16 protein-coding genes are annotated in these 17,643 nt (G+C 73.3%); 6 read left to right on the plus strand and 10 right to left on the minus strand.

Translation table 11 applies throughout. The annotated features are described in order from the left end of the window. Positions 1-250: 250 nt before the first annotated feature. Positions 251-1,162, minus strand: coding sequence for an A/G-specific adenine glycosylase (locus ACFY1P_RS26125; protein ID WP_361528692.1), 912 nt, complete (start codon positions 1,160-1,162; stop codon positions 251-253). 106 nt (positions 1,163-1,268) lie between these two features. Between ACFY1P_RS26125 and ACFY1P_RS26130 the strand changes: the two genes are divergently transcribed. Genes ACFY1P_RS26130 through ACFY1P_RS26140 form a run of 3 tightly spaced genes read left to right on the plus strand, consistent with a single transcriptional unit; the run spans position 1,269 to position 4,094 of the window. Continuing rightward, positions 1,269-2,927 (plus strand): histidine kinase, encoded by a 1,659-nt coding sequence (locus tag ACFY1P_RS26130; RefSeq protein ID WP_361528694.1) that lies wholly within the window; start codon positions 1,269-1,271, stop codon positions 2,925-2,927. Between the two features lie 41 nt (positions 2,928-2,968). Continuing rightward, on the plus strand, positions 2,969-3,592 hold the full coding sequence (locus ACFY1P_RS26135; RefSeq protein ID WP_390752020.1) for a response regulator: 624 nt from the start codon (positions 2,969-2,971) through the stop codon (positions 3,590-3,592). A gap of 19 nt (positions 3,593-3,611) precedes the next feature. After that, a complete protein-coding gene (locus ACFY1P_RS26140; protein ID WP_390752011.1) occupies positions 3,612-4,094 on the plus strand; it encodes a pyridoxamine 5'-phosphate oxidase in 483 nt (160 codons plus the stop codon). A 7-nt stretch (positions 4,095-4,101) separates the two neighbouring features. Here ACFY1P_RS26140 and ACFY1P_RS26145 read toward each other — a convergent pair whose 3' ends face one another. Further along, entirely contained in the window at positions 4,102-4,683 is a 582-nt protein-coding gene (locus ACFY1P_RS26145) for a phosphatase PAP2 family protein (RefSeq protein WP_390752012.1), read from the minus strand. Positions 4,684-4,867: 184 nt separating this feature from the next. On the opposite strand from ACFY1P_RS26145, the gene ACFY1P_RS26150 reads away from it, so the two are divergent. Beyond that, positions 4,868-5,698 carry a hypothetical protein gene (locus ACFY1P_RS26150; protein ID WP_361528702.1) on the plus strand — a complete coding sequence of 277 codons (831 nt, stop codon included), beginning with the start codon at positions 4,868-4,870 and terminating at the stop codon, positions 5,696-5,698. A 76-nt stretch (positions 5,699-5,774) separates the two neighbouring features. On the opposite strand, the gene disA is transcribed toward ACFY1P_RS26150, so the two are convergent. Beyond that, a complete protein-coding gene (gene disA / locus ACFY1P_RS26155; protein ID WP_116213224.1) occupies positions 5,775-6,899 on the minus strand; it encodes a DNA integrity scanning diadenylate cyclase DisA in 1,125 nt (374 codons plus the stop codon). A 129-nt stretch (positions 6,900-7,028) separates the two neighbouring features. Further along, positions 7,029-8,462: a DNA repair protein RadA gene (gene radA, locus ACFY1P_RS26160; RefSeq protein WP_361528705.1), complete on the minus strand. Its 1,434-nt coding sequence runs from the start codon at positions 8,460-8,462 to the stop codon at positions 7,029-7,031. A gap of 902 nt (positions 8,463-9,364) precedes the next feature. Between radA and ACFY1P_RS26165 the strand changes: the two genes are divergently transcribed. After that, positions 9,365-10,975: a sigma-70 family RNA polymerase sigma factor gene (locus ACFY1P_RS26165; protein WP_390752013.1), complete on the plus strand. Its 1,611-nt coding sequence runs from the start codon at positions 9,365-9,367 to the stop codon at positions 10,973-10,975. Positions 10,976-11,734: 759 nt separating this feature from the next. On the opposite strand, the gene ACFY1P_RS26170 is transcribed toward ACFY1P_RS26165, so the two are convergent. Together ACFY1P_RS26170 and ACFY1P_RS26175 are read right to left on the minus strand one after the other, a co-directional pair. Beyond that, positions 11,735-12,721 carry an asparaginase gene (locus ACFY1P_RS26170; RefSeq protein ID WP_361532564.1) on the minus strand — a complete coding sequence of 329 codons (987 nt, stop codon included), beginning with the start codon at positions 12,719-12,721 and terminating at the stop codon, positions 11,735-11,737. 43 nt (positions 12,722-12,764) lie between these two features. Next, on the minus strand, positions 12,765-13,355 hold the full coding sequence (locus ACFY1P_RS26175) for an AmfC protein (RefSeq protein ID WP_361532561.1): 591 nt from the start codon (positions 13,353-13,355) through the stop codon (positions 12,765-12,767). Positions 13,356-13,485: 130 nt separating this feature from the next. Between ACFY1P_RS26175 and dtd the strand changes: the two genes are divergently transcribed. After that, the gene (gene dtd, locus ACFY1P_RS26180; RefSeq protein ID WP_361532558.1) at positions 13,486-13,911 is read left to right on the plus strand and encodes a D-aminoacyl-tRNA deacylase; all 426 of its coding nucleotides are present in this window, start codon (positions 13,486-13,488) and stop codon (positions 13,909-13,911) included. Positions 13,912-14,394: 483 nt separating this feature from the next. On the opposite strand, the gene ACFY1P_RS26185 is transcribed toward dtd, so the two are convergent. From ACFY1P_RS26185 to ACFY1P_RS26200, 4 genes are read right to left on the minus strand one after another with little or no spacing between them, the layout of a single operon-like run. Next, complete coding sequence (locus ACFY1P_RS26185; protein WP_361532555.1) at positions 14,395-15,378, minus strand: glycine cleavage T C-terminal barrel domain-containing protein; 984 nt, start codon at positions 15,376-15,378, stop codon at positions 14,395-14,397. A 10-nt stretch (positions 15,379-15,388) separates the two neighbouring features. Beyond that, a complete protein-coding gene (locus ACFY1P_RS26190; RefSeq protein ID WP_361532552.1) occupies positions 15,389-15,826 on the minus strand; it encodes a transcriptional repressor in 438 nt (145 codons plus the stop codon). A gap of 19 nt (positions 15,827-15,845) precedes the next feature. After that, entirely contained in the window at positions 15,846-16,856 is a 1,011-nt protein-coding gene (locus tag ACFY1P_RS26195) for an ABC transporter substrate-binding protein (protein WP_390752014.1), read from the minus strand. Between the two features lie 11 nt (positions 16,857-16,867). After that, a complete protein-coding gene (locus tag ACFY1P_RS26200) occupies positions 16,868-17,641 on the minus strand; it encodes an ABC transporter ATP-binding protein (protein ID WP_390752015.1) in 774 nt (257 codons plus the stop codon). Between the last annotated feature and the right edge of the window lie 2 nt (positions 17,642-17,643).

The raw sequence follows: 17,643 nt of genomic DNA on the forward strand, positions 1-17,643 counted from the left end.
TTGCATTCCCCGCGTCACGCTGGCGGTCCCCCAGCACGAGTAGGACGCTACGGAGGAGCTGTTGCGGCGCGATGTGCAGCAGCCCTGCGGCTGGTGCACAGCTATCCATAGGTTGTGTAACAGCACCGAGGGAAAGCCGAAGAAATGGGGCGCAAAGGGGGCTCTCGGCCTTTGCTTTGTTGCCGTGACGCGGTCACGGACCGCCGGATCGGTCGCCGGAGCCGGCGCGGGGGAGCCGCGCCCGGCACGGCTATGTGAGCGGCAGCCGGTAGAGGCCGTCGGGCAGGGGTTCGACCAGGCCGTCCGCGACCAGCCCGTCGAGGGCGCGCGCCCGCTGCACCGGCTCGTCCCAGACCGCGTCCAGGGCCCGCTGCGGCACGGGCTCCAGGGCCTCGCGCAGTACGGCCAGGAGCTTGCCCCGGACCTGACGGTCCGTACCGGCGTAGGTCTGGCCGCGGCGCGGCGGGCCGTCGTGCGCCGGGGAACCGGCCGCCCGCCAGGCACACCGCGCGGCGATCGGGCAACGGGCGCAGTCGGGGGTGCGCGCCGTACAGACGAGCGCCCCCAGCTCCATCGTCGCCGCCGCCCAGCGGGCGGCCACCGGCTCCTCAGCGGGCAGCAGCTCGCGCGCCAGCTTCCGCTCGGCGGCGGTGGTCGCGTTCGGCGGGTACTGCGCACCGCTCACGGCGCGCGCGAAGACCCGGCGGACGTTGGTGTCCAGGACCGCGTGCCGCTGCCCGTACGCGAACGAGGCGACCGCCGCCGCGGTGTACTCACCGACGCCCGGCAGCGCCAGCAGCCCGTCGTGGTCGCTCGGCACCTCGCCGCCGTGCAGCTCCGTGATCGCCGTCGCCGCCGCGTGCAGCCGCAGCGCGCGCCGCGGATAGCCGAGCCGGCCCCAGGCCCGTACGGCCTCGCCGGGCGGCTCCGCCGCGAGGGCCGCGGGGCGCGGCCAGCGGGCGAGCCACTGCTCGTACACCGGCAGCACCCGGCTGACCGGCGTCTGCTGGAGCATGAACTCGCTGACCATCACCCCCCACGGCCCCGCCTCGGGGCGGCGCCAGGGCAGGTCACGGGCGTGCGCGTCGAACCAGGCGAGCACGGGGCCGTGCAGAGCGGCCCGCGTCCCCGGCACGTCTGCGGAGGGTGGCGAGATAGTCATCACCACGATCCTGACACGTTCCGGGAGGCGTTCCGTCGCCGGGCGGAGCCGCATATGTGACTTTCGGCAGGGGCGCACGGCCCGGTCGCCCCGGTACGTTCGAGCGGTGAGCCGCAGACCCGCCCTGACCACGGTGCTTCCGGACACCCTGCTCTGGGTGGCGCTGGCCGCGCCCGGCTTCGCCGCGACCGGGCTGGGGCTGAACGCGCCGCGCCCCTGGTGGCAGTCGGTGTGCGCCGTCGTCTTCCTCGCCGTCGCCGTCGTGGCCTCCCGTACGCGGCCGGTGCTCGGGCTGCTGCTCGTCGCGGGCCTGAGCCTCGCGGCCTCGCCGTCGCTCTTCACGCTCTCCTACGGACCCGCGCTCGCCGTCCTCGCCTATCTGCTCGGCCGTCGCTCGGCCGGGGCCCGGCCCGCGCTGTACGCCTTCGCGGCGATCGCCGCCGCGGGCACGCTGCTCGTCGTCGGCCGGGGTTTCGACCCGGTCGTCGAATGGCTGGTTCTGATCGGCACGCTGCTCTTCGGGGCGGTCTTCCCGTGGCTGGTCGGCCGCTACCGCCGCCAGGACCGCGAGCTGGTGGCCGCCGGGTGGAGCCGGGCCGCGCAGCTGGAACGCGAGCAGGTGATCGTCGCCGACCGCGCCCGGCTGCGCGAGCGCGCCCGTATCGCCCAGGACATGCACGACTCCCTTGGCCACGAACTGAGCCTGATCGCGCTCCGGGCGGGCGCCCTCCAGGTGGCACCCGGCCTCGACGCGGAACAGCGCGCGGCCGCCGCGGACCTGCGCGGCGCGGCGGCGGACGCCACCGACCGCCTCCGCGACATCATCGGCATCCTCCGCGACCCCACGACCACCCAGACGGCACCCGCGCCCCCGCTGACCCCGGCGGACGAGACCATTCCGGCCCTGGTGCAGCGCGCGGCCGCCTCCGGCATGACCGTGAGCCTGCGCTGCGACGGGCCCGCCGCCGGCGTGCCGCCCATGGTCGAGCGCGCCGCCCACCGCGTCGTCCAGGAAGCCTTGACGAACGCGGCCAAGCACGCGCCCGGCGCCGAGGTCACCGTGACCGTCGAGCACACCGCGGACACCACCGACGTCACCGTCACCAACGGGCCCGCACCCGCCACGCACACCCCGCCCCTCACCACGCCGGGCGGCGGCACCGGGCTGCTCGGGCTGCGCGAGCGGGCCGCCCTGGCCGGCGGGACCCTCTCCGCCGGGCCGTACGACGGCGGCTTCCGCGTCCGCGCCCGGCTGCCCCACACGCCTCCCGCGCCCGCCGGAGAACCGGAACCACCGCACACCGGTGAGGCCGAGGCCCTCACCGTCGCCTCGGCGGCCGGGGACCTCGACGCGTTCGCCCGCGCCCGGCGCGTGTCACGGCGCCGCGTCGTCGTGCCCTTCGCCGTCGTCGGAGGGTGCGCCGCCGTCTTCGTCGCGGCCGCCTTCGGGTGGTACGCCTACATTAAGGCGCACTCCGTGCTGAGGCCCGCCGACTACGCGCAGCTGCGCGTCGGCGCTCCCTACGCCGCGGTCGAGCCCCTGCTGCCGGACCGCCGCGTGGCCGAACCACCGGTCCGGCGGACCGTGGCGGCACCGCCCGCCGGGGCGCAGTGCCGCTACTACCGGGCCAGCGGCGAGCTCTTCGTCAGCGTCGACCACTTCCGGCTCTGTTTCCGCGACGGCCTGCTGGTCGCGAAGAGCCGCATCCCCCGCGTCGGCACGGCCGAAGTCGTCGAACAGGAAGAGAAGGAGTGGGTGCGGTGACAGGAGCGGCCATCAGGGTCCTGCTGGCGGACGACGAGGCGATGATCCGGGCGGGCGTCCGGGCCATCCTCGGCGCCGACCCCGGCATCGAGGTGGTCGCCGAGGCAGCGGACGGCCGGGAGGCCGTGGAGGCGGCACAGGCGCACCGCCCGGACGTCGCGCTGCTGGACATCCGCATGCCCCGGCTGGACGGCCTCGCCGCGTGCGAGGAGATCCGCCGCACCACACCCGGCACGGCCGTCGCCATCCTCACCACCTTCTCCGAGGACGCCTACATCTCCCGCGCCCTCGGCGGCGGCGCCACCGGCTTCCTCCTCAAGTCCGGCGACCCCTACGAGCTGATGGCCGGCGTGCGCGCGGTCGCCGACGGCGGCGCCTACCTCTCGCCCAAGGTCGCCCGGCACGTCATCGCCGAGCTGGGCGGCGAACGGCTGATGCGCGGCGCCGCCGCCCGCGCCCGCACCGCCGGGCTGACGGCCCGCGAGCGCGAGGTGCTGGCCCTGCTGGGGGAGGGGCTCTCCAACGCCGGGATCGCCCGCCGGCTGCACCTCGTGGAGGGCACGGTCAAGGGCTACGTGAGCGCGGTCCTGGACCGGCTGGAGGTCGGCAACCGGGTGCAGGCCGCGATCATCGCGTACGAGGCCGGGCTGGTCACCGGCGACTGACCGGGGTGGAATGGGGATCATGAGCGAGACCGGGCAGCGGCCCCCGAACGAGATCCGGGCGGCCCTCGACGCCCACACGACCATGACCCTGGCCTACGCCGACGAGGACGGCCCCCAGGCGTGCGCCGTCCTCTACGCGCGGGCGGAGACCGCCGACGGCGGCCCCGCCCTCCTCTTCGTCACCTCGGTCACCACCCGCCACGGCCGGGCGCTCCTCGGCGGGGCGCCCGTCGCCTTCACCGCGCAGCGCGACGGCCAGGTGTGGACCGCCCTGACGGGCATTCAAGGACGGGGCGCCTGCCGCCGCCTGGAGGGCGCGGACCGCGAGGCGGGATGGCGCACGTACGGCACGCGCTATCCCTACGTGGACCGCAACGAGAAGCTCCGGCAGGCGATGGAACGCACCGATCTGTGGGAGCTGCGCCCCGAATGGCTGCGGCTTGTCGACAACGGCCAGGGCTTCGGTCACAAGACGGAGTGGACTCACCACCCCAACGTGTGAACTCCCGTCATGCCTTGACGAGTACGCTCCACCGGCCGCCGCTCCACCGCTCCACCAGCCTGGTGACGGGGCGCGCGAACAGCCGGGCGGCGAGCAGCGCGACGACGGCACCGAGCACCAGGCCCGCGGCCACGTCGTGGGGGTAGTGCACGCCGAGGAAGACCCGGGAGAAGGCCACCAGCAGCGCCATGGGCACCACCAGCCACGCCGCCACGGGGCGCGCCAGGATGATGCCGGTCGCCATGACGGCGGCCAGCGTCGCGTGGTTGCTGGGGAAGGAATAGTCGTTCGCCGGCGGGCACGGGGCGATCGAGGTGACCGCGTGCGCCACCGCCCGGCACGGCCGCGCCTCGTCGACCAGGCTCTTTACGACCTCGCTGATCGCGTACGCCACCGCCGTGCCGGCCGGCACCAGCAGGGCGAGGGCGACCTCGCGCGCGCCCCGTCGCCGGGCCAGCCACCAGATCACGACGGCCATCGCCGCCAGCAGCAACAGACCGGCCTGGGTGCCGATTTCCGCGAGACTGTGCACCCAGCCCGGTGTGGAGTGCGCGTAATCCGTGATGTCACGGTAGAGATCGTCGTCCATGATCAATGGAGAGTACGGAATGTCACCCCCGCGGCACATCGGGCGATGGGCATGCGGCGAGCATGACTTTCGTCAGGTATCGACAACGGAATGCCGTCCTTCTGCGGGCTGATGATGCGAAAAGTAGGCACCCGCCCGGCGGGTATGGGCTGGTGCCCTGCCCGATCTCTCGTAGAGTCTTCGCGTGGGATCTCTGCGCAATCCGATCGGGCCGCTTCCCTCCTCCATCTATTGGCGGCGGAGGGCAGTTGCGCTTGGCCTGCTCGGCCTTCTCGTACTGCTGGGGTTGTGGATCGTCAGCCTCGGAGGTGACGGCGGCGGCTCCGGCAAGGACCAGGGCAAGGGCCCATCGGACGGAAAGGGCCCGTCGGAGACGACCATCACGCCCGGCCCCGTGCCCTCCGGCACGTTCAACAGCCAACGGCCGGGCGGCCGTGGCGACTCGGGCGGCAGCGGCAGTGGCAGCGGCGGCGTCGCGAACGACCACGGTGACGTCGGTGGCTCGGGGGGCTCCGGTGGCGGCGCGGGCGGTTCCGGGTCCGGGGGCTCCGGCGGCGGCAGCGGCGTGCTGGGCACCGGCGACGGCAAGGTCGTCCCGGCCGGCTCCTCGCTGCCCGACTGCACGTCAGGATCCGTGCGCCTGACGGTGCGCAGCGTCAAGGACTCCTACCGTCCGGACGAGAAGCCGAAGTTCGAGATCGTCGTGAAGAACTCCGGCGGCTCCGCGTGCAAGGTCGACTTCGGGTCCACGGCGGCCGTACTGAAGATCACCGACGTCGGCGGCGACGACCACGTCTGGTCCTCCGACGACTGCCCCCGGGGCAAGAGCGCCGTCCTGATCGAACTGCCCGGCTCGGGCGAGACCAAGCGGACGCTGGAGTGGGACCGTAAGAAGAGCGCTCCGCAGTGCGCGTCACCGTCCGGCGATTCGTCGGCGGGTGCGGGGACGTACCGGGTGGAGGTCAAGGTGGCCGGAGTCACCGAGAAGTTCGAATTCACCCTCGACAAGGGCTGACATCGAAGAAGGGCTGTACGAGCCGGCTCCTCCGGCCCGTACAGCCCTTCTTCACGCATGCGGCGGCAGCGCCGCGTCAGACGTAACGCTCCAGGATCGACGACTCCGCCAGGCGCGAGAGGCCCTCGCGGACCGAGCGGGCGCGGGCCTCGCCGACGCCGTCGACGGTCTGGAGATCGTCGACACTGGCGGCGAGCAGCTTCTGAAGGCCGCCGAAGTGGTCGACCAGGCGCTCGATGATCGCTCCCGGCAGCCGCGGCACCTTCGCCAGCAGGCGGTAGCCGCGCGGGGAGACCGCGGAGTCCAGCGTCTCCGGCGATCCGCTGTAACCCAGGGCGCGGGCCACGATGGGGAGTTCGAGCAGTTCGGCGTGGGTGAGGGAGTCCAGCTCGGAGAGCGCCTCGGGAACCGTACGCGTGCGCTTGGCGGTCGGCTCGGGGACGTAGTCCCGCACGACCAGATCGCGCTCCGGCTCGACGCCGGCGATCAACTCGTCCAGCTGGAGCGAGAGAAGACGGCCGTCGGTGCCCAGCTCGACCACGTACTCCGCGATCTCCGTGGCGATCCGGCGGACCATCTCCAGCCGCTGGGACACCGCGGTGACGTCCCGGACGGTCACCAGATCCTCGATCTCCAGGGCGGAGAGCGTGCCCGCGACCTCGTCCAGCCGGAGCTTGTAGCGCTCCAGGGTGGCGAGCGCCTGGTTGGCGCGGGAGAGGATCGCGCCGGACTCCTCCAGCACGCGCCGCTCACCGCCCACGTACAGCGCGATCAGCCGCATGGACTGGCTCACCGAGACGACCGGGAACCCGCACTGGATGGAGACGCGCTGCGCGGTGCGGTGCCGCGTGCCGGTCTCCTCCGTGGGGATGGAGGCGTCCGGCAGGAGCTGGACGCCCGCCCGCACGATCTTGGTGATGTCCTTGTCGAGGATCAGCGCGCCGTCCAGCTTGCACAGCTCACGCAGCCGGGTGGCCGTGAACTCCACATCGAGGACGAAACCGCCCGTGCACATCGACTCGACGGTCTTGTCCATGCCCAGGACGATCAGACCGCCGGTGTTGCCACGAAGAATGCGCTCGAGTCCGTCGCGCAAGGCCGTGCCGGGCGCGACGGCGCTCAGCGAGGCGCGCATCAGACCGTCGGCACCGGAGGAACCCCCGGCCTTGCCGGGGCCCGATGCCCGGTCGTTGGCTGCCACTGCACTCCTCCGGTCGCAAGGTCAACGGTGCCGCAGGCCGCCCTGCCGTCCGTACGTACGGGCGAGACCAGGGCAAAGTCTACTGGCGTATTCCGGCACCCAGCCTATTAAAGAGGCCTCTCCTCCGGTTCAGACAGGGCTCTGTTCCGACGGGGCGTCCGCTCCGGCTTTGCGCCGGTTCTCCCGGGGTACCCGCTTGGGCAGCACTCGAAGCGCCTCGCCTATGTCCGCGACCTCCAGGACCCGCATCCCGCTGGGGATCTTCCCGGGGTCGCCCGGCACCAGCGCGTGGGTGAACCCCAGCCGGGCCGCCTCCGCCAGCCGCCGCTGCACACCCGTGACCCGGCGGACCTCGCCCGCCAGCCCCACCTCGCCGATGGCCACCAGGTTCTTCGGCAGCGGGGTGTCGCTCGCGGCGCTGGCGAGCGCGAGCGCGACGGCGAGGTCGGCGGCCGGCTCGGAGAGCTTCACCCCGCCCACCGTGGCGCTGTAGATGTCCCGCTTGCCGAGAGCGCTGATGCGCCCGCGCTGTTCCAGCACGGCCAGCATCATCGACACCCGGGACGTCTCCAGGCCGGACGTCGTGCGGCGGGGCGAGGGGATCTGCGAATCGACCGTCAGCGCCTGCACCTCGGCGACCAGGGGGCGGCGGCCCTCCAGCGTCACCGTCAGACAGGTGCCCGGCACGGGCTCGGCGCGCCGGGTCAGGAAAAGCCCACTGGGGTCGGCGAGCCCCGTGATGCCCTCGTCGTGCAGCTCGAAACAGCCGACCTCGTCCGTCGCGCCGTAGCGGTTCTTCACCCCGCGCACCAGGCGCAGCCGGGCGTGCCGGTCGCCCTCGAAGCTCAGCACCACGTCCACCAGGTGCTCCAGCAGGCGGGGCCCGGCGATCGCGCCGTCCTTGGTGACGTGGCCGACCAGCAGCGTCGACATCCCCCGCTCCTTCGACGCCCGGATCAGCGCGCCCGCCACCTCGCGCACCTGCGCCATGCCGCCCGGCGCTCCGTCGATCTCCGGCGAGGCCACCGTCTGCACGGAGTCCATGATCAGGAGCGACGGCTTGACGGTGTCGAGGTGCCCCAGGACCGCCGACAGATCCGTCTCGGCCGCCAGATAGAGGTGGTCCGAGAGCGCGCCGATCCGGTCGGCACGCAGCCGGACCTGGCTCGCGGACTCCTCACCGGTCACATAGAGCGTGCGGTGCTCCTCGGAGGCGGCCTTGGCCGCGACATCGAGCAGCAGGGTCGACTTGCCGACACCGGGCTCGCCCGCCAGCAGCACGACGGCGCCGGGCACGAGCCCGCCACCGAGCACCCGGTCCAGCTCGTCGACCCCTGTGCTCCGGGCCGTGGCCTGCCTGCCGTCCACCTGACCGATCGGCAACGCGGCGGAAGTCACCCGCCCCGGCGCGGTCGTCCGCACGGCGGGCGCGCCGAACTCCTCCACGGTCCCCCACGCCTGACACTCGGGGCACCGCCCGAGCCACTTCGCGGTGGTCCAGCCGCATTCCGTGCATCGGTAGGAGGGGCGGTCCTTGGGGGATCGTGCGGTGCGGGCAGCCATGTCGGTAACCGTAGCGGGGGGTGCTGACATTGGGGGCCGGGGTGGGGGTGGGGTTCGCCGTTGTCGGGTGCGGCTCGGTTCGCGCCTGCGGCGGGACGCCCTTCGGGCGTGGCCTCAATCGCCGGCCGGGCTTGGGTTGTGGTGGGTGCCGGGGGTGGGGGCCTCCGGGCTGGGAACCTGGAACGCGGTGCGGGCACCGTAAGGCGTATTGAGTGCCGTGCCGAACGCACCGCGTTCCAGAACCCCACCCTCCGACCCCACCCCCTCCCGCCGGAGGGCGACATCGGGTTGTGGGGTGAGCCTTTCTTTCCGCCCGTCCGGGGCGCTCAGTGCAGCCCGGGCGCGCCACCTTTTCTTTCAGCCCGCGCACGCAGTGCGCTCCCGCCGTAGGCGGCAACGGGCGTGCAGGTTCGGGGTCTGGGGCAGCGCCCCTGTTTCGGGGCGCGCCGTTCTTTTCAGCCCGTTGGGGGCACCTCTGGGGGCACCCCCGGACGGAGTCTGGGGGAGGTAGCTGGGGGAGTTTGAGGACAACGCGCGAAGCGTGTTGCGGGGGTCTGGGGGCTTGCCCCCAGTTTCGGGAAGGGGCGGGGGTAGGGGAAGAAGCCCGCCGCAGGCGCCAACCAGCCCGTAGCCAAGGGGGGCAGCGCCCCCCCACGCGACGGAGCCGCACATCAGACGCAGCCGGGAAAGGGCGGGGTGGGGGAACCGCCGCAGGCGCCCACCGGTCGGCGCCCGGGGGCTGGGGCACTCGCCCCAGTGCGTGAGTACGCCCGGGAACAAGCCCGCCGCAGGCGGCGGCACGACCACGGAGCCACCCCCTTCGAGCGAGAAGCTCACCCGAATGGGTTAATCCTGCGTCGGCAGCGAGAACGAGGGACCGCCACGCGCCTACCGTCGCCGGGATGATGACCAGGAGGCCCGAGCCCCCCACGCACGCCACCGGCGCGCACCGCGCAGGCCGCGGGGCGCCGCGCGCGGCCCGTACGGAGCAGGAAACGCTCGTGCAGCGGCCGCCTCTTCAGTACGACCCCCACCTCGACGGCCTGTTCACCTACTGCCTGTCCGTGCTGTGCGAGCACGACAGCGCGACCGCCGCCCTCGGCGAAGTGCTCGCGATCGCGGAGCGGCGCGCCGACCGGGCGCCCGCCGGGGACGACGTGCGCCGCTCCTGGCTCTACGCCCTCGCCCGCTGGGCCTGTCTGCGGCGGCTCGCGGAGCCGGGCGGCAAGCCCGGGGAGCGTGAGGGCGCGGCCGCCGACGAGCACCGCCGCAGGGAGCTCGCCCTGCTCGCCTGGCCCGAGGCTGCCGGGACCACCGCCGAGCAGCGCGAAGCGCTCGAACTGGCCGTACGCCACGGCCTCTCCGCGCACGAGGTCGCCGCCGTGCTCCGGCTGGAAGGTGACGCCGCCCGCACCCTGCTGTCCAGCGCCGCCTGCGAGGTCGAGCGCACCCGGACCGCGCTGGCCGTCGTGGAGTCGGGCCGCTGCCCGGTCGTGGCACGGTTCGCGGGCGACACCCGGGTGCTGCTGGGTACGGCGCTCCGCCGCGAACTGGTCCGGCACGTGGACGAATGCGCCGACTGCCGCCGTACGGCCGAGCGGGCCACCGCGGGCGAACCCTGGCCCGGTACCTCCGCCTCGTCGGCCGCCCTGCCCGTCATCGAGGCCCCGCGGGACGCCGTGCACGCGGCCGTGTCGGCCGCTGTGAGCGCGCGTACGCAGCGGGGGGCCGCCGCGCCCCCGTACCCCCGCTTCGATCGTCGGGGCTTTCCCGTGGATCCCAAGGACCGCGTCGCGCGCCGCGGCCGCCTTCGCAGCCGCGCGATCACGACCACGGTCGTCGCCACCGTCGTCGCCGCCCCCGTGCTCGCCCTGTGGGCCGCCTACCGCGGCGCTCCGTCGACGGGGGAGGCCCAGAACCCCACTTCCGTCACCGCCGAGGAGGCCGCCTCCCCTGCCGTCTACCCGCCTGGGGAGGACCCGGCCGACAAGCGGATCGGCTCGCGTGCGGCGACCGGAAACGCGGTGCCGGGTGTGTCGGTCTCGGTGATCGGGCCGGACGGCAGACCGGTGCCCGTACCCGAGGAACAGCCCGGCGGGGTGCCGCCCTCACCCTCCGGCAGCGCGGTCCCCCTGCCGGGCCCCCCGTCGGCACCCGCGCGGGGCCCCGGGCGGCTCACGATCACCGCGCAGCCGAGCGGCAAGACCACGCTCATCACTCTCACCGCGAGCGGCGGGGAACCGGTTCCCTGGTCGATGACCACCAAGGCGCCGTGGCTGCGGTTGAGCCGGACCGGTGGGGTGCTCTGGCCCGGGCAGTCCATCACTGTCGTCGTCGAGGTCGACGCGGCGAACGAGCCGGCTGGGCGGTGGAGTGCGCGGGTGGCTGTGGCGCCGGGTGGTACGGCGGTGACGATCGAGGGGCGGGGGCCGGTGCCGATACCGACACCTCGGCTTTCGCCGTCGCCTCAGCCGTCCCCCCAACCGACACCTCCCGGCTCGCCGCCGGGCTGACGCCCCGCGAGGGGCTCGTGCCCCAGGCCCCCGTCTGCGGGCCTGTTGGCGCCTGCGGCGGGCTTGTTCCCCACCCCGCCCCTTCCCGGCTGCGTCTGATGTGCGGCTCCGCCGCGTGGGGGGCGCTGCCCCCCTTGGCTACGGGCTGGTTGGCGCCTGCGGCGGGAGCGCCCTGCGGGCGCGTCCTCAAACTCCCCCAGCTACCTCCCCCAGACTCCGTCCGGGGGTGCCCCCAGAGGTGCCCCCAACGGGCTGAAAGAAAAGGTGGCGCGCCCGGGCTGCACTGAGCGCCCCGGACGGGCGGAAAGAAAGGCTCACCCCGCAACCCGCACTTGCTCTCCGGTGGGAGGGGGTGGGGTCGGAGGGTGGGGTTCTGGAACGCGGTGCGACTTCAGGGCACCCAATACGTCTTACGGTTCCCGCACCGCGTTCCAGGTTCCCAGCCCGGAGGCCCCACCCCCGGCACCCACCACAAACCCAGCCCGGCCGGCGTTTGAGGCCGCTCGCCGCAGGCGCACACAACCCGCACCCAAAAAGCGCCCCCGCACCCAGCGGAAAGCGCACCGCGTTCCAGGTTCCCAGCCCGGAGGCGCCACCCCCGGCACCCACCACAAACCCAGCCCGGCCGGCGTTTGAGGCCGCTCGCCGCAGGCGCACACAACCCGCACAAGACATCGGACCCGCACCCAGAACCGCCCCCGCACCCAGCGGAAAGCGCACCCACCCCACCCCAGGCACGAACAACCCGCACCCAAAAGATCAGAAAGCCGCCCGCACAGCCCCCACCCGCCCCGCCCCACCCAGAAGCGGAACCGAAGACATCCGCTCCACCGCCGGCACATCAACCCCCAGCAACGTCAGCGCCCGCCCCAGCACCGGCCCAGTAGCCCGCAGCGCGCCGTCGTCGATCTTGAAGGCGAGGGCGCGGCCGTCGGGGAGGGCCACGGCCTGGACGGCCTCGGCGCCCATCTTGGAGAGGGCGCCGGGGAGCTCGCGCATCAGCCACGTGTCGGCGCGGCGCGTGCCGGCGACGTACTCGGGGTGGGCGCGCATGGCGTCGGCGACCCGGCGCTCGGGGGTGCCCGGCTCGGCGAGGACGAAGGTGCGGAAGGCCCGCGCGAGGCCGGTGAGGGAGATCGCCATCAGCGGCGCGCCACAGCCGTCCGTACCGACGTGGGCGACGCGCTCGCCGCTCGTCTCCTCCACGACCTGGAGGGCGAGCCGCTGGAGCGGGTGGTCGGGGGCGAGATAGGAGCCGGTGTCCCAGCCGTTGACGGCGCACGCGGCGATCATGGCGGCGTGCTTGCCGGAGCAGTTCATGGTGACGCGGTCGCGGCCGTGGCCGGCCGCGAGGTACGCCTCCGCCTCGACGGGGTCGAGGGGCAGGTCGGGCGGGGTCTGCAGGGCGTCCTCGGGGAGGCCGAACTCCGTGAGCATCGTCCGCGCCAGCTCGAGATGGAAGGGTTCGCCGGAGTGGCTGGCCGCGGCCAGTGCCAGCCGCTCACCGGAGAGCTCCAGACCGGCCCGCAGCACGGCGGCCGCCTGCATCGGCTTGTTCGCGGAGCGCGGGTAGACGGGCGCGGTCACGTCGCCCAGCGCCAGCTCTACGCTGCCGTCGGCGGCCAGGATGACGAGCGAGCCGCGGTGGTGGCCCTCGACGAAGCCGGAACGGACGACCTCGGCGAGGACCGGCGATATGCCGGGGACGCCGGCCGTGGCGGGGGACTCAAGGGTCGAGGAGGTCATCGTCGGCCTTCCGGGGGAGGTGGTGCGGACCGCCCCCGGTGGGTCACGAGAGGAGGTCGTCGACTTGTGCTTCCCCTTCACGGTACCTGCGGGCGATCTCCGCACTGCAATCGTCGGCCGTGCGCTGAAGTGCCTGGCGGCGCACGGACACCTGGCGCTCGTACGCCTCCAGGCGGCGCATGCCGCTCAGCAGCTCGGGGTCGGTGCGGGCACCGAGGTCGGAGAGCTCCACCTCGGCCAGCATGTCCTCGGCGAGCCGCCGGGACTCCTCGCTGTGCGGGGTCCCCAGCGTCACGTGCCGGGCGGAGGAGCGCTGGGTGGAGGGCCCGTCCGCGAGGATCTCCGACAGCCGCTCCACGACGAGCCGGGCCATGACCGGGGCGCCCGGCGCGGCGCGCCGTGCCAGCTCGGCCCGCAGGATGTCGATGCGGCCCTGGAGGAGGCGGCGTACGTAGCTGAGATCCGCCTCGTCCCGCTGTGCGTCCCTGCGCAGCACGCGCAGCTCCGCCAGGCTCAGCTCGCCCAGCTCCCGCGCGGGGACGTCCGCCAGCCGCCCGGCGCGCTGGCTCGGGGGCCTGGGGTGCAGGCTGTCCGCTGTCTTGAGCATGGGACCGTCCTCAATGGGTGTGGTCATGCGCTTTCCGTTCCCCTCGGGCGGTGTGCGCGTACGCACCGCCTGCACGCATCGTGCCACTGTGTGATGCCCGGGCGCAGGGTCTCTCCACCCGAACGGCCCTGGATGGACGCAGGGCATCATGGTCCGTATGCGTGCAGTGGTGCAGAGGGTGGACGGGGCGAGCGTCGCCGTGGACGGCGAGACCGTCGGCGAGATCATCGGACAGGGCCTGTGCGTGCTTGTCGGAGTGACGCATGAGGACACGGAGGAGAAGGCGGCGCAGCTCGCCCGCAAGCTGTGGTCGCTGCGGATCCTGTCGGACGAGAAGTCCTGTTCGGACGTGGGGGCGCCGCTGCTGGTGATCTCCCAGTTCACTCTCTACGGTGACGCGCGGAAGGGGCGGCGGCCCACGTGGAACGGGGCGGCGCCGGGTTCTGTGGCCGAGCCGCTCGTGGGGGCGGTGGTTTCCGCGCTTCGCGCGTTGGGGGCGCGGGTGGAGACGGGGCGTTTCGGCGCGGACATGAAGGTGTCGTTGACGAACGACGGGCCGTTCACGGTGCTTGTGGAGGTGTAGGGGGGTTTGTTCCCCAGCCCAGCCCCGCCCCTTCCCGCAGCATCTGTTGCGCGGCTCCGCCGCGGCCGGGGCTCCGCCCCGGACCCGCGCCCGGGTGCGGCTGGAGTGTGCCTGCGGCGGGCTTTGTTCCCCAGCCCCGCCCCTTCCCGGAACTGGGGAGACCCCGGACCCCCTTGACCGCGCTTCGCGCGGTGTCCTCAAACGCCGGACGGGCTGGATTTGGCTGATGCGGGTGCGCAATTTCAGCCCGTTGGGGGCACCTCTGGGGGCACCCCCGGACGGAGTCTGGGGGAGGTAGCTGGGGGAGTTTGAAGACGAGCGCCGCAGGCGCTGCGCGTCAGCCGACGAACCCGCACATCGGGGTCTGGGGCAGCGCCCCCCACGCGGCGGAGCCGCAAATTCAGATGCAGCCGGGAAGGGGCGGGGTAGGGGAACAAAGCCCGCCGCAGGCGCAACGCACCCGCACCCAACCCCCGGCGAACCCTACGGCTCCACCACCACCTCCTGCGAAGCAGCCATCGCCTCGCCCACCAACAGCCCCGCGTCCGTCGCGACATTCCGCTTCACCAGCGCCAGAGCGATCGGCCCCAGCTCATGATGGCGAGCCGCCGTCGTGATGAAACCGATCTGCCGCCCCTCCGGCCCGTCCGCGGCCAGGCGGACCGGCGTGCCGTGGGGCGGGAGGGAGACCTCGCTGCCGTCCAGGTGGAGGAAGACCAGGCGGCGCGGCGGTTTCCCCAGGTTGTGGACGCGGGCGACGGTCTCCTGGCCGCGGTAGCAGCCCTTCTGGAGGTGGACGGCGGTGCCGATCCAGCCCAGTTCGTGCGGGATGGTGCGGTGGTCGGTCTCCAGGCCCAGGCGGGGGCGGTGGCCCTCGACGCGCAGCGCCTCGTACGCGAGCACGCCCGCCACCGGGCCGTGCGCGGCGGCGAATTCCGCCAGGCGCGCGCGCGGCAGGAAGAGATCGCGGCCGTGCGCCGTCTCGCGCACCCGCACACCCTCGGGGACCTCGGTGATCGAGCCCGCGGGGAGGTGGACGACGGCGAAGTCGTCCGTGCGGTCGGCGACCTCGACGCGGTAGAAGAACTTCATGCTCTCCAGGTAGGCGATCAGGTCGCCCTGGGTGCCGGGCTCGACGTGGGCCCAGGTCGTCTCGCCGTCGTCGACCAGATAGAGCGCGTGCTCGATGTGGCCGTTGGCGGAGAGGACGAGCGCCTCCGTGGCCTGCCCGGCCGGGAGCTCGCTCACGTGCTGGGTGATGAGCAGGTGCAGCCAGCTCAGCCGGTCGGAGCCGGTGACGGTGACGACGCCGCGGTGCGAGAGGTCGACGAGACCGGACCCTCCGGCGAGCGTGCGCTGCTCGCGGAAGAGGTCGCCGTAGTGCGCGGCGACGCCCTCGTCGGGAGCCTCGGCGGCGACGGCACCGGGCAGCGAGAGCAGCGGGCTGGCTTTCGAATGACGCAGCATGCGCACAAGCCTACGACCCGGCGGCGGCCGCCTTCGAGGAGCAGTCGGCGCACCGGCCGAAGATCGCGAAGTGCTTCATGTCGGTGTCGAAGCCGAAGGTCTCGCGCAGCCGCGCGGTGAAGGGCTCGGCCACGGAGAGGTCGGCCTCGATCACGGTCGTGCAGTCGCGGCAGACGAGGTGTATGTGGTGGTGCCGGTCGGCGAGGTGGTAGGTGGGGGCGCCGTGCCCGAGGTGGGCGTGGCTGACCAGGCCCAGCTCCTCCAGCAGCTCCAGGGTCCGGTAGACCGTGGAGATGTTGACCCCGCCCGCCGTGCGCCGGACCTCGGTGAGGATGTCGTCCGGCGTCGCGTGCTCCAGCCGGTCGACCGCTTCCAGGACGAGCTGGCGCTGCGGCGTCAGCCGGTAGCCGCGCTTACGGAGGTTGCTCTGCCAGTCGGTGTCCACCACCCCACCAGTCTAGGCAGCGTCAGGCGCTGCGGACCCCCTCCAGGAAGCCCGCGAGTGCCGCGATGGCCGCGGGGTTGCGGGGGCTCTCGACGAGGTCGACGTAGTCGAGGACGAAGATGCGGTCGTTCTTGACGGCGGAGACGTTCGCCAGCGGGCCGTAGGACTTCAGGAAGCGCTTCTTCTGCTCCGCGCTCACGTCCCCGTAGTTGTTGATCACGATGACGTCGGGGTCGCGGTCCACGACCGTCTCCCAGCTGACCTGCGTCCAGGAGTCCTTGAGGTCCTTCATCACGTGGTCGCCGCCGGCCTTGGTGATGATGTCGTGCGGGCCCGCGTAGGCGCCCGCGGTGGTGGGCTTGTCCTGGCCGCTGTCGTAGAGGAAGACCTTGGGCTTCGGGGCGTCCGCGGGCACCCGCGCCCGCGCGTCGGCGACCTGCTTCCTGAAGCCGGCGGTCAGCGCGCGGGCCCGGTCCTCCACGTCGAAGATCTTGCCCAGCGTCGCCAGGTCGGCGTAGAGCGCCTCCAGCGGCGGCATCACCCCGCGCGAGCTGCCCGTGCCGTTGTGGCAGGACTCGGTCAGGACGTACGAGCCGATGCCGAGCTTCTTCAGCGCGGCCGGGGTGAAGCCGTTGCCCTCGCCGAAGCCGTAGTTCCAGCCGGCGAAGACCAGGTCGGCCTTGGCGTCCAGGACGAGCTCCTTGGTGATCTCCTTCTTGGACAGCCACTTCACCTTCTCGTAGCCGTCCTTCCACGGCACGGACTGGCGGTCGCCCTTGTAGTCCGGCGCCACATAGCCCGCCATGTGGTCCTCCAGGCCGAGCGCGAACATGATCTCCGCGATGCCGACGTCGTTGGTGACCACCCGCTGCGGGGCGTTGTCGTACGTCGTCCGCACCCCGCAGTTCTCCACGGTCACGGGGTAGTGGCCCGAGGAAGCCTTTCCCTCGGCGGGGGCCGGTGCCACCTTCGCCCCGCAGCCCGCGAGGGCCAGGGCGGCGAGCAGGGCGACGGCGGTGCGCAGAGCACGCATGAGGCGGGTCCTTACGGGGTCGGGAGGCGGTCGAAGAGCAGGCGCGTGGCGCCGGACTCGGGATGCGGCACGCGGTGCGCCCGTACGCCGAAGACGTCGGCCAGCAGCTCGGCGGTCAGCACCGTGTCCGGCGGGCCGGAGGCGACGATGCGGCCGCCCGCGATGACGTACAGCGCGTCGCAGTGCGTGGCGGCCAGGTTCAGGTCGTGCAGCGCGGCCAGGACCGTCAGCCCCGCGCCGCGCACGAGCGAGAGGACCTCCAGCTGCTGGGCGATGTCCAGGTGGTTGGTGGGCTCGTCCAGGACGAGCACCTTCGGCTGCTGGGCCAGGGCGCGGGCGATCAGCACGCGCTGCTTCTCGCCGCCCGACAGGGTGGGGAAGGCGCGCGCGGCGAGGTGGCCCGCGCCGACCCGCTCCAGCGCCGCCGCGCACACCGCGCCGTCCTCGGCGGTGGCCCGCGCGGCGGCGCCCTGGTGCGGCAGCCTGCCCATCGCGACGATCTCCGCGACGGTGAAGTCGAACTCGCTCGCCGACTCCTGCGGCAGCGCCGCCAGCCGCCGGGCGCCTTCGCGGGACGTCAGCGCGTGCAGGTCGTCGCCGTCCAGCCGTACGGTGCCGGTGGCCGGGCGCAGCGCGCGGTAGACGCAGCGCAGCAGGGTGGACTTGCCGCTGCCGTTGGGCCCCACCAGGCCCACGAAGTGCCCGGACTCCGCGCGCAGCGCGATGTCCTCCACCAGACGGGCGCCCGCGATTTCGACCGACAGGTCCTCGATGTCGACGCGCATGC

Origin of the sequence: Streptomyces sp. NPDC001407, assembly GCF_042895325.1 — a bacterium.
In the GTDB taxonomy this organism is placed as follows: Bacteria; Actinomycetota; Actinomycetes; order Streptomycetales; family Streptomycetaceae; genus Streptomyces.

What these genes read in the sequence shown, in the direction of transcription:
- ACFY1P_RS26125 (WP_361528692.1), bottom strand. Translation starts at nt 1,162, where the DNA reads ATGACTATCTCGCCACCCTCCGCAGACGTGCCGGGGACGCGGGCCGCT.
- ACFY1P_RS26135 (WP_390752020.1), top strand. Translation starts at nt 2,969, where the DNA reads ATGATCCGGGCGGGCGTCCGGGCCATCCTCGGCGCCGACCCCGGCATC.
- ACFY1P_RS26140 (WP_390752011.1), top strand. Translation starts at nt 3,612, where the DNA reads ATGAGCGAGACCGGGCAGCGGCCCCCGAACGAGATCCGGGCGGCCCTC.
- ACFY1P_RS26145 (WP_390752012.1), bottom strand. Translation starts at nt 4,683, where the DNA reads ATGGACGACGATCTCTACCGTGACATCACGGATTACGCGCACTCCACA.
- radA (WP_361528705.1), bottom strand. Translation starts at nt 8,462, where the DNA reads ATGGCTGCCCGCACCGCACGATCCCCCAAGGACCGCCCCTCCTACCGA.
- ACFY1P_RS26165 (WP_390752013.1), top strand. Translation starts at nt 9,365, where the DNA reads ATGATGACCAGGAGGCCCGAGCCCCCCACGCACGCCACCGGCGCGCAC.
- ACFY1P_RS26170 (WP_361532564.1), bottom strand. Translation starts at nt 12,721, where the DNA reads ATGACCTCCTCGACCCTTGAGTCCCCCGCCACGGCCGGCGTCCCCGGC.
- ACFY1P_RS26175 (WP_361532561.1), bottom strand. Translation starts at nt 13,355, where the DNA reads ATGACCACACCCATTGAGGACGGTCCCATGCTCAAGACAGCGGACAGC.
- dtd (WP_361532558.1), top strand. Translation starts at nt 13,486, where the DNA reads ATGCGTGCAGTGGTGCAGAGGGTGGACGGGGCGAGCGTCGCCGTGGAC.
- ACFY1P_RS26185 (WP_361532555.1), bottom strand. Translation starts at nt 15,378, where the DNA reads ATGCTGCGTCATTCGAAAGCCAGCCCGCTGCTCTCGCTGCCCGGTGCC.
- ACFY1P_RS26195 (WP_390752014.1), bottom strand. Translation starts at nt 16,856, where the DNA reads ATGCGTGCTCTGCGCACCGCCGTCGCCCTGCTCGCCGCCCTGGCCCTC.
- ACFY1P_RS26200 (WP_390752015.1), bottom strand. Translation starts at nt 17,641, where the DNA reads ATGCGCGTCGACATCGAGGACCTGTCGGTCGAAATCGCGGGCGCCCGT.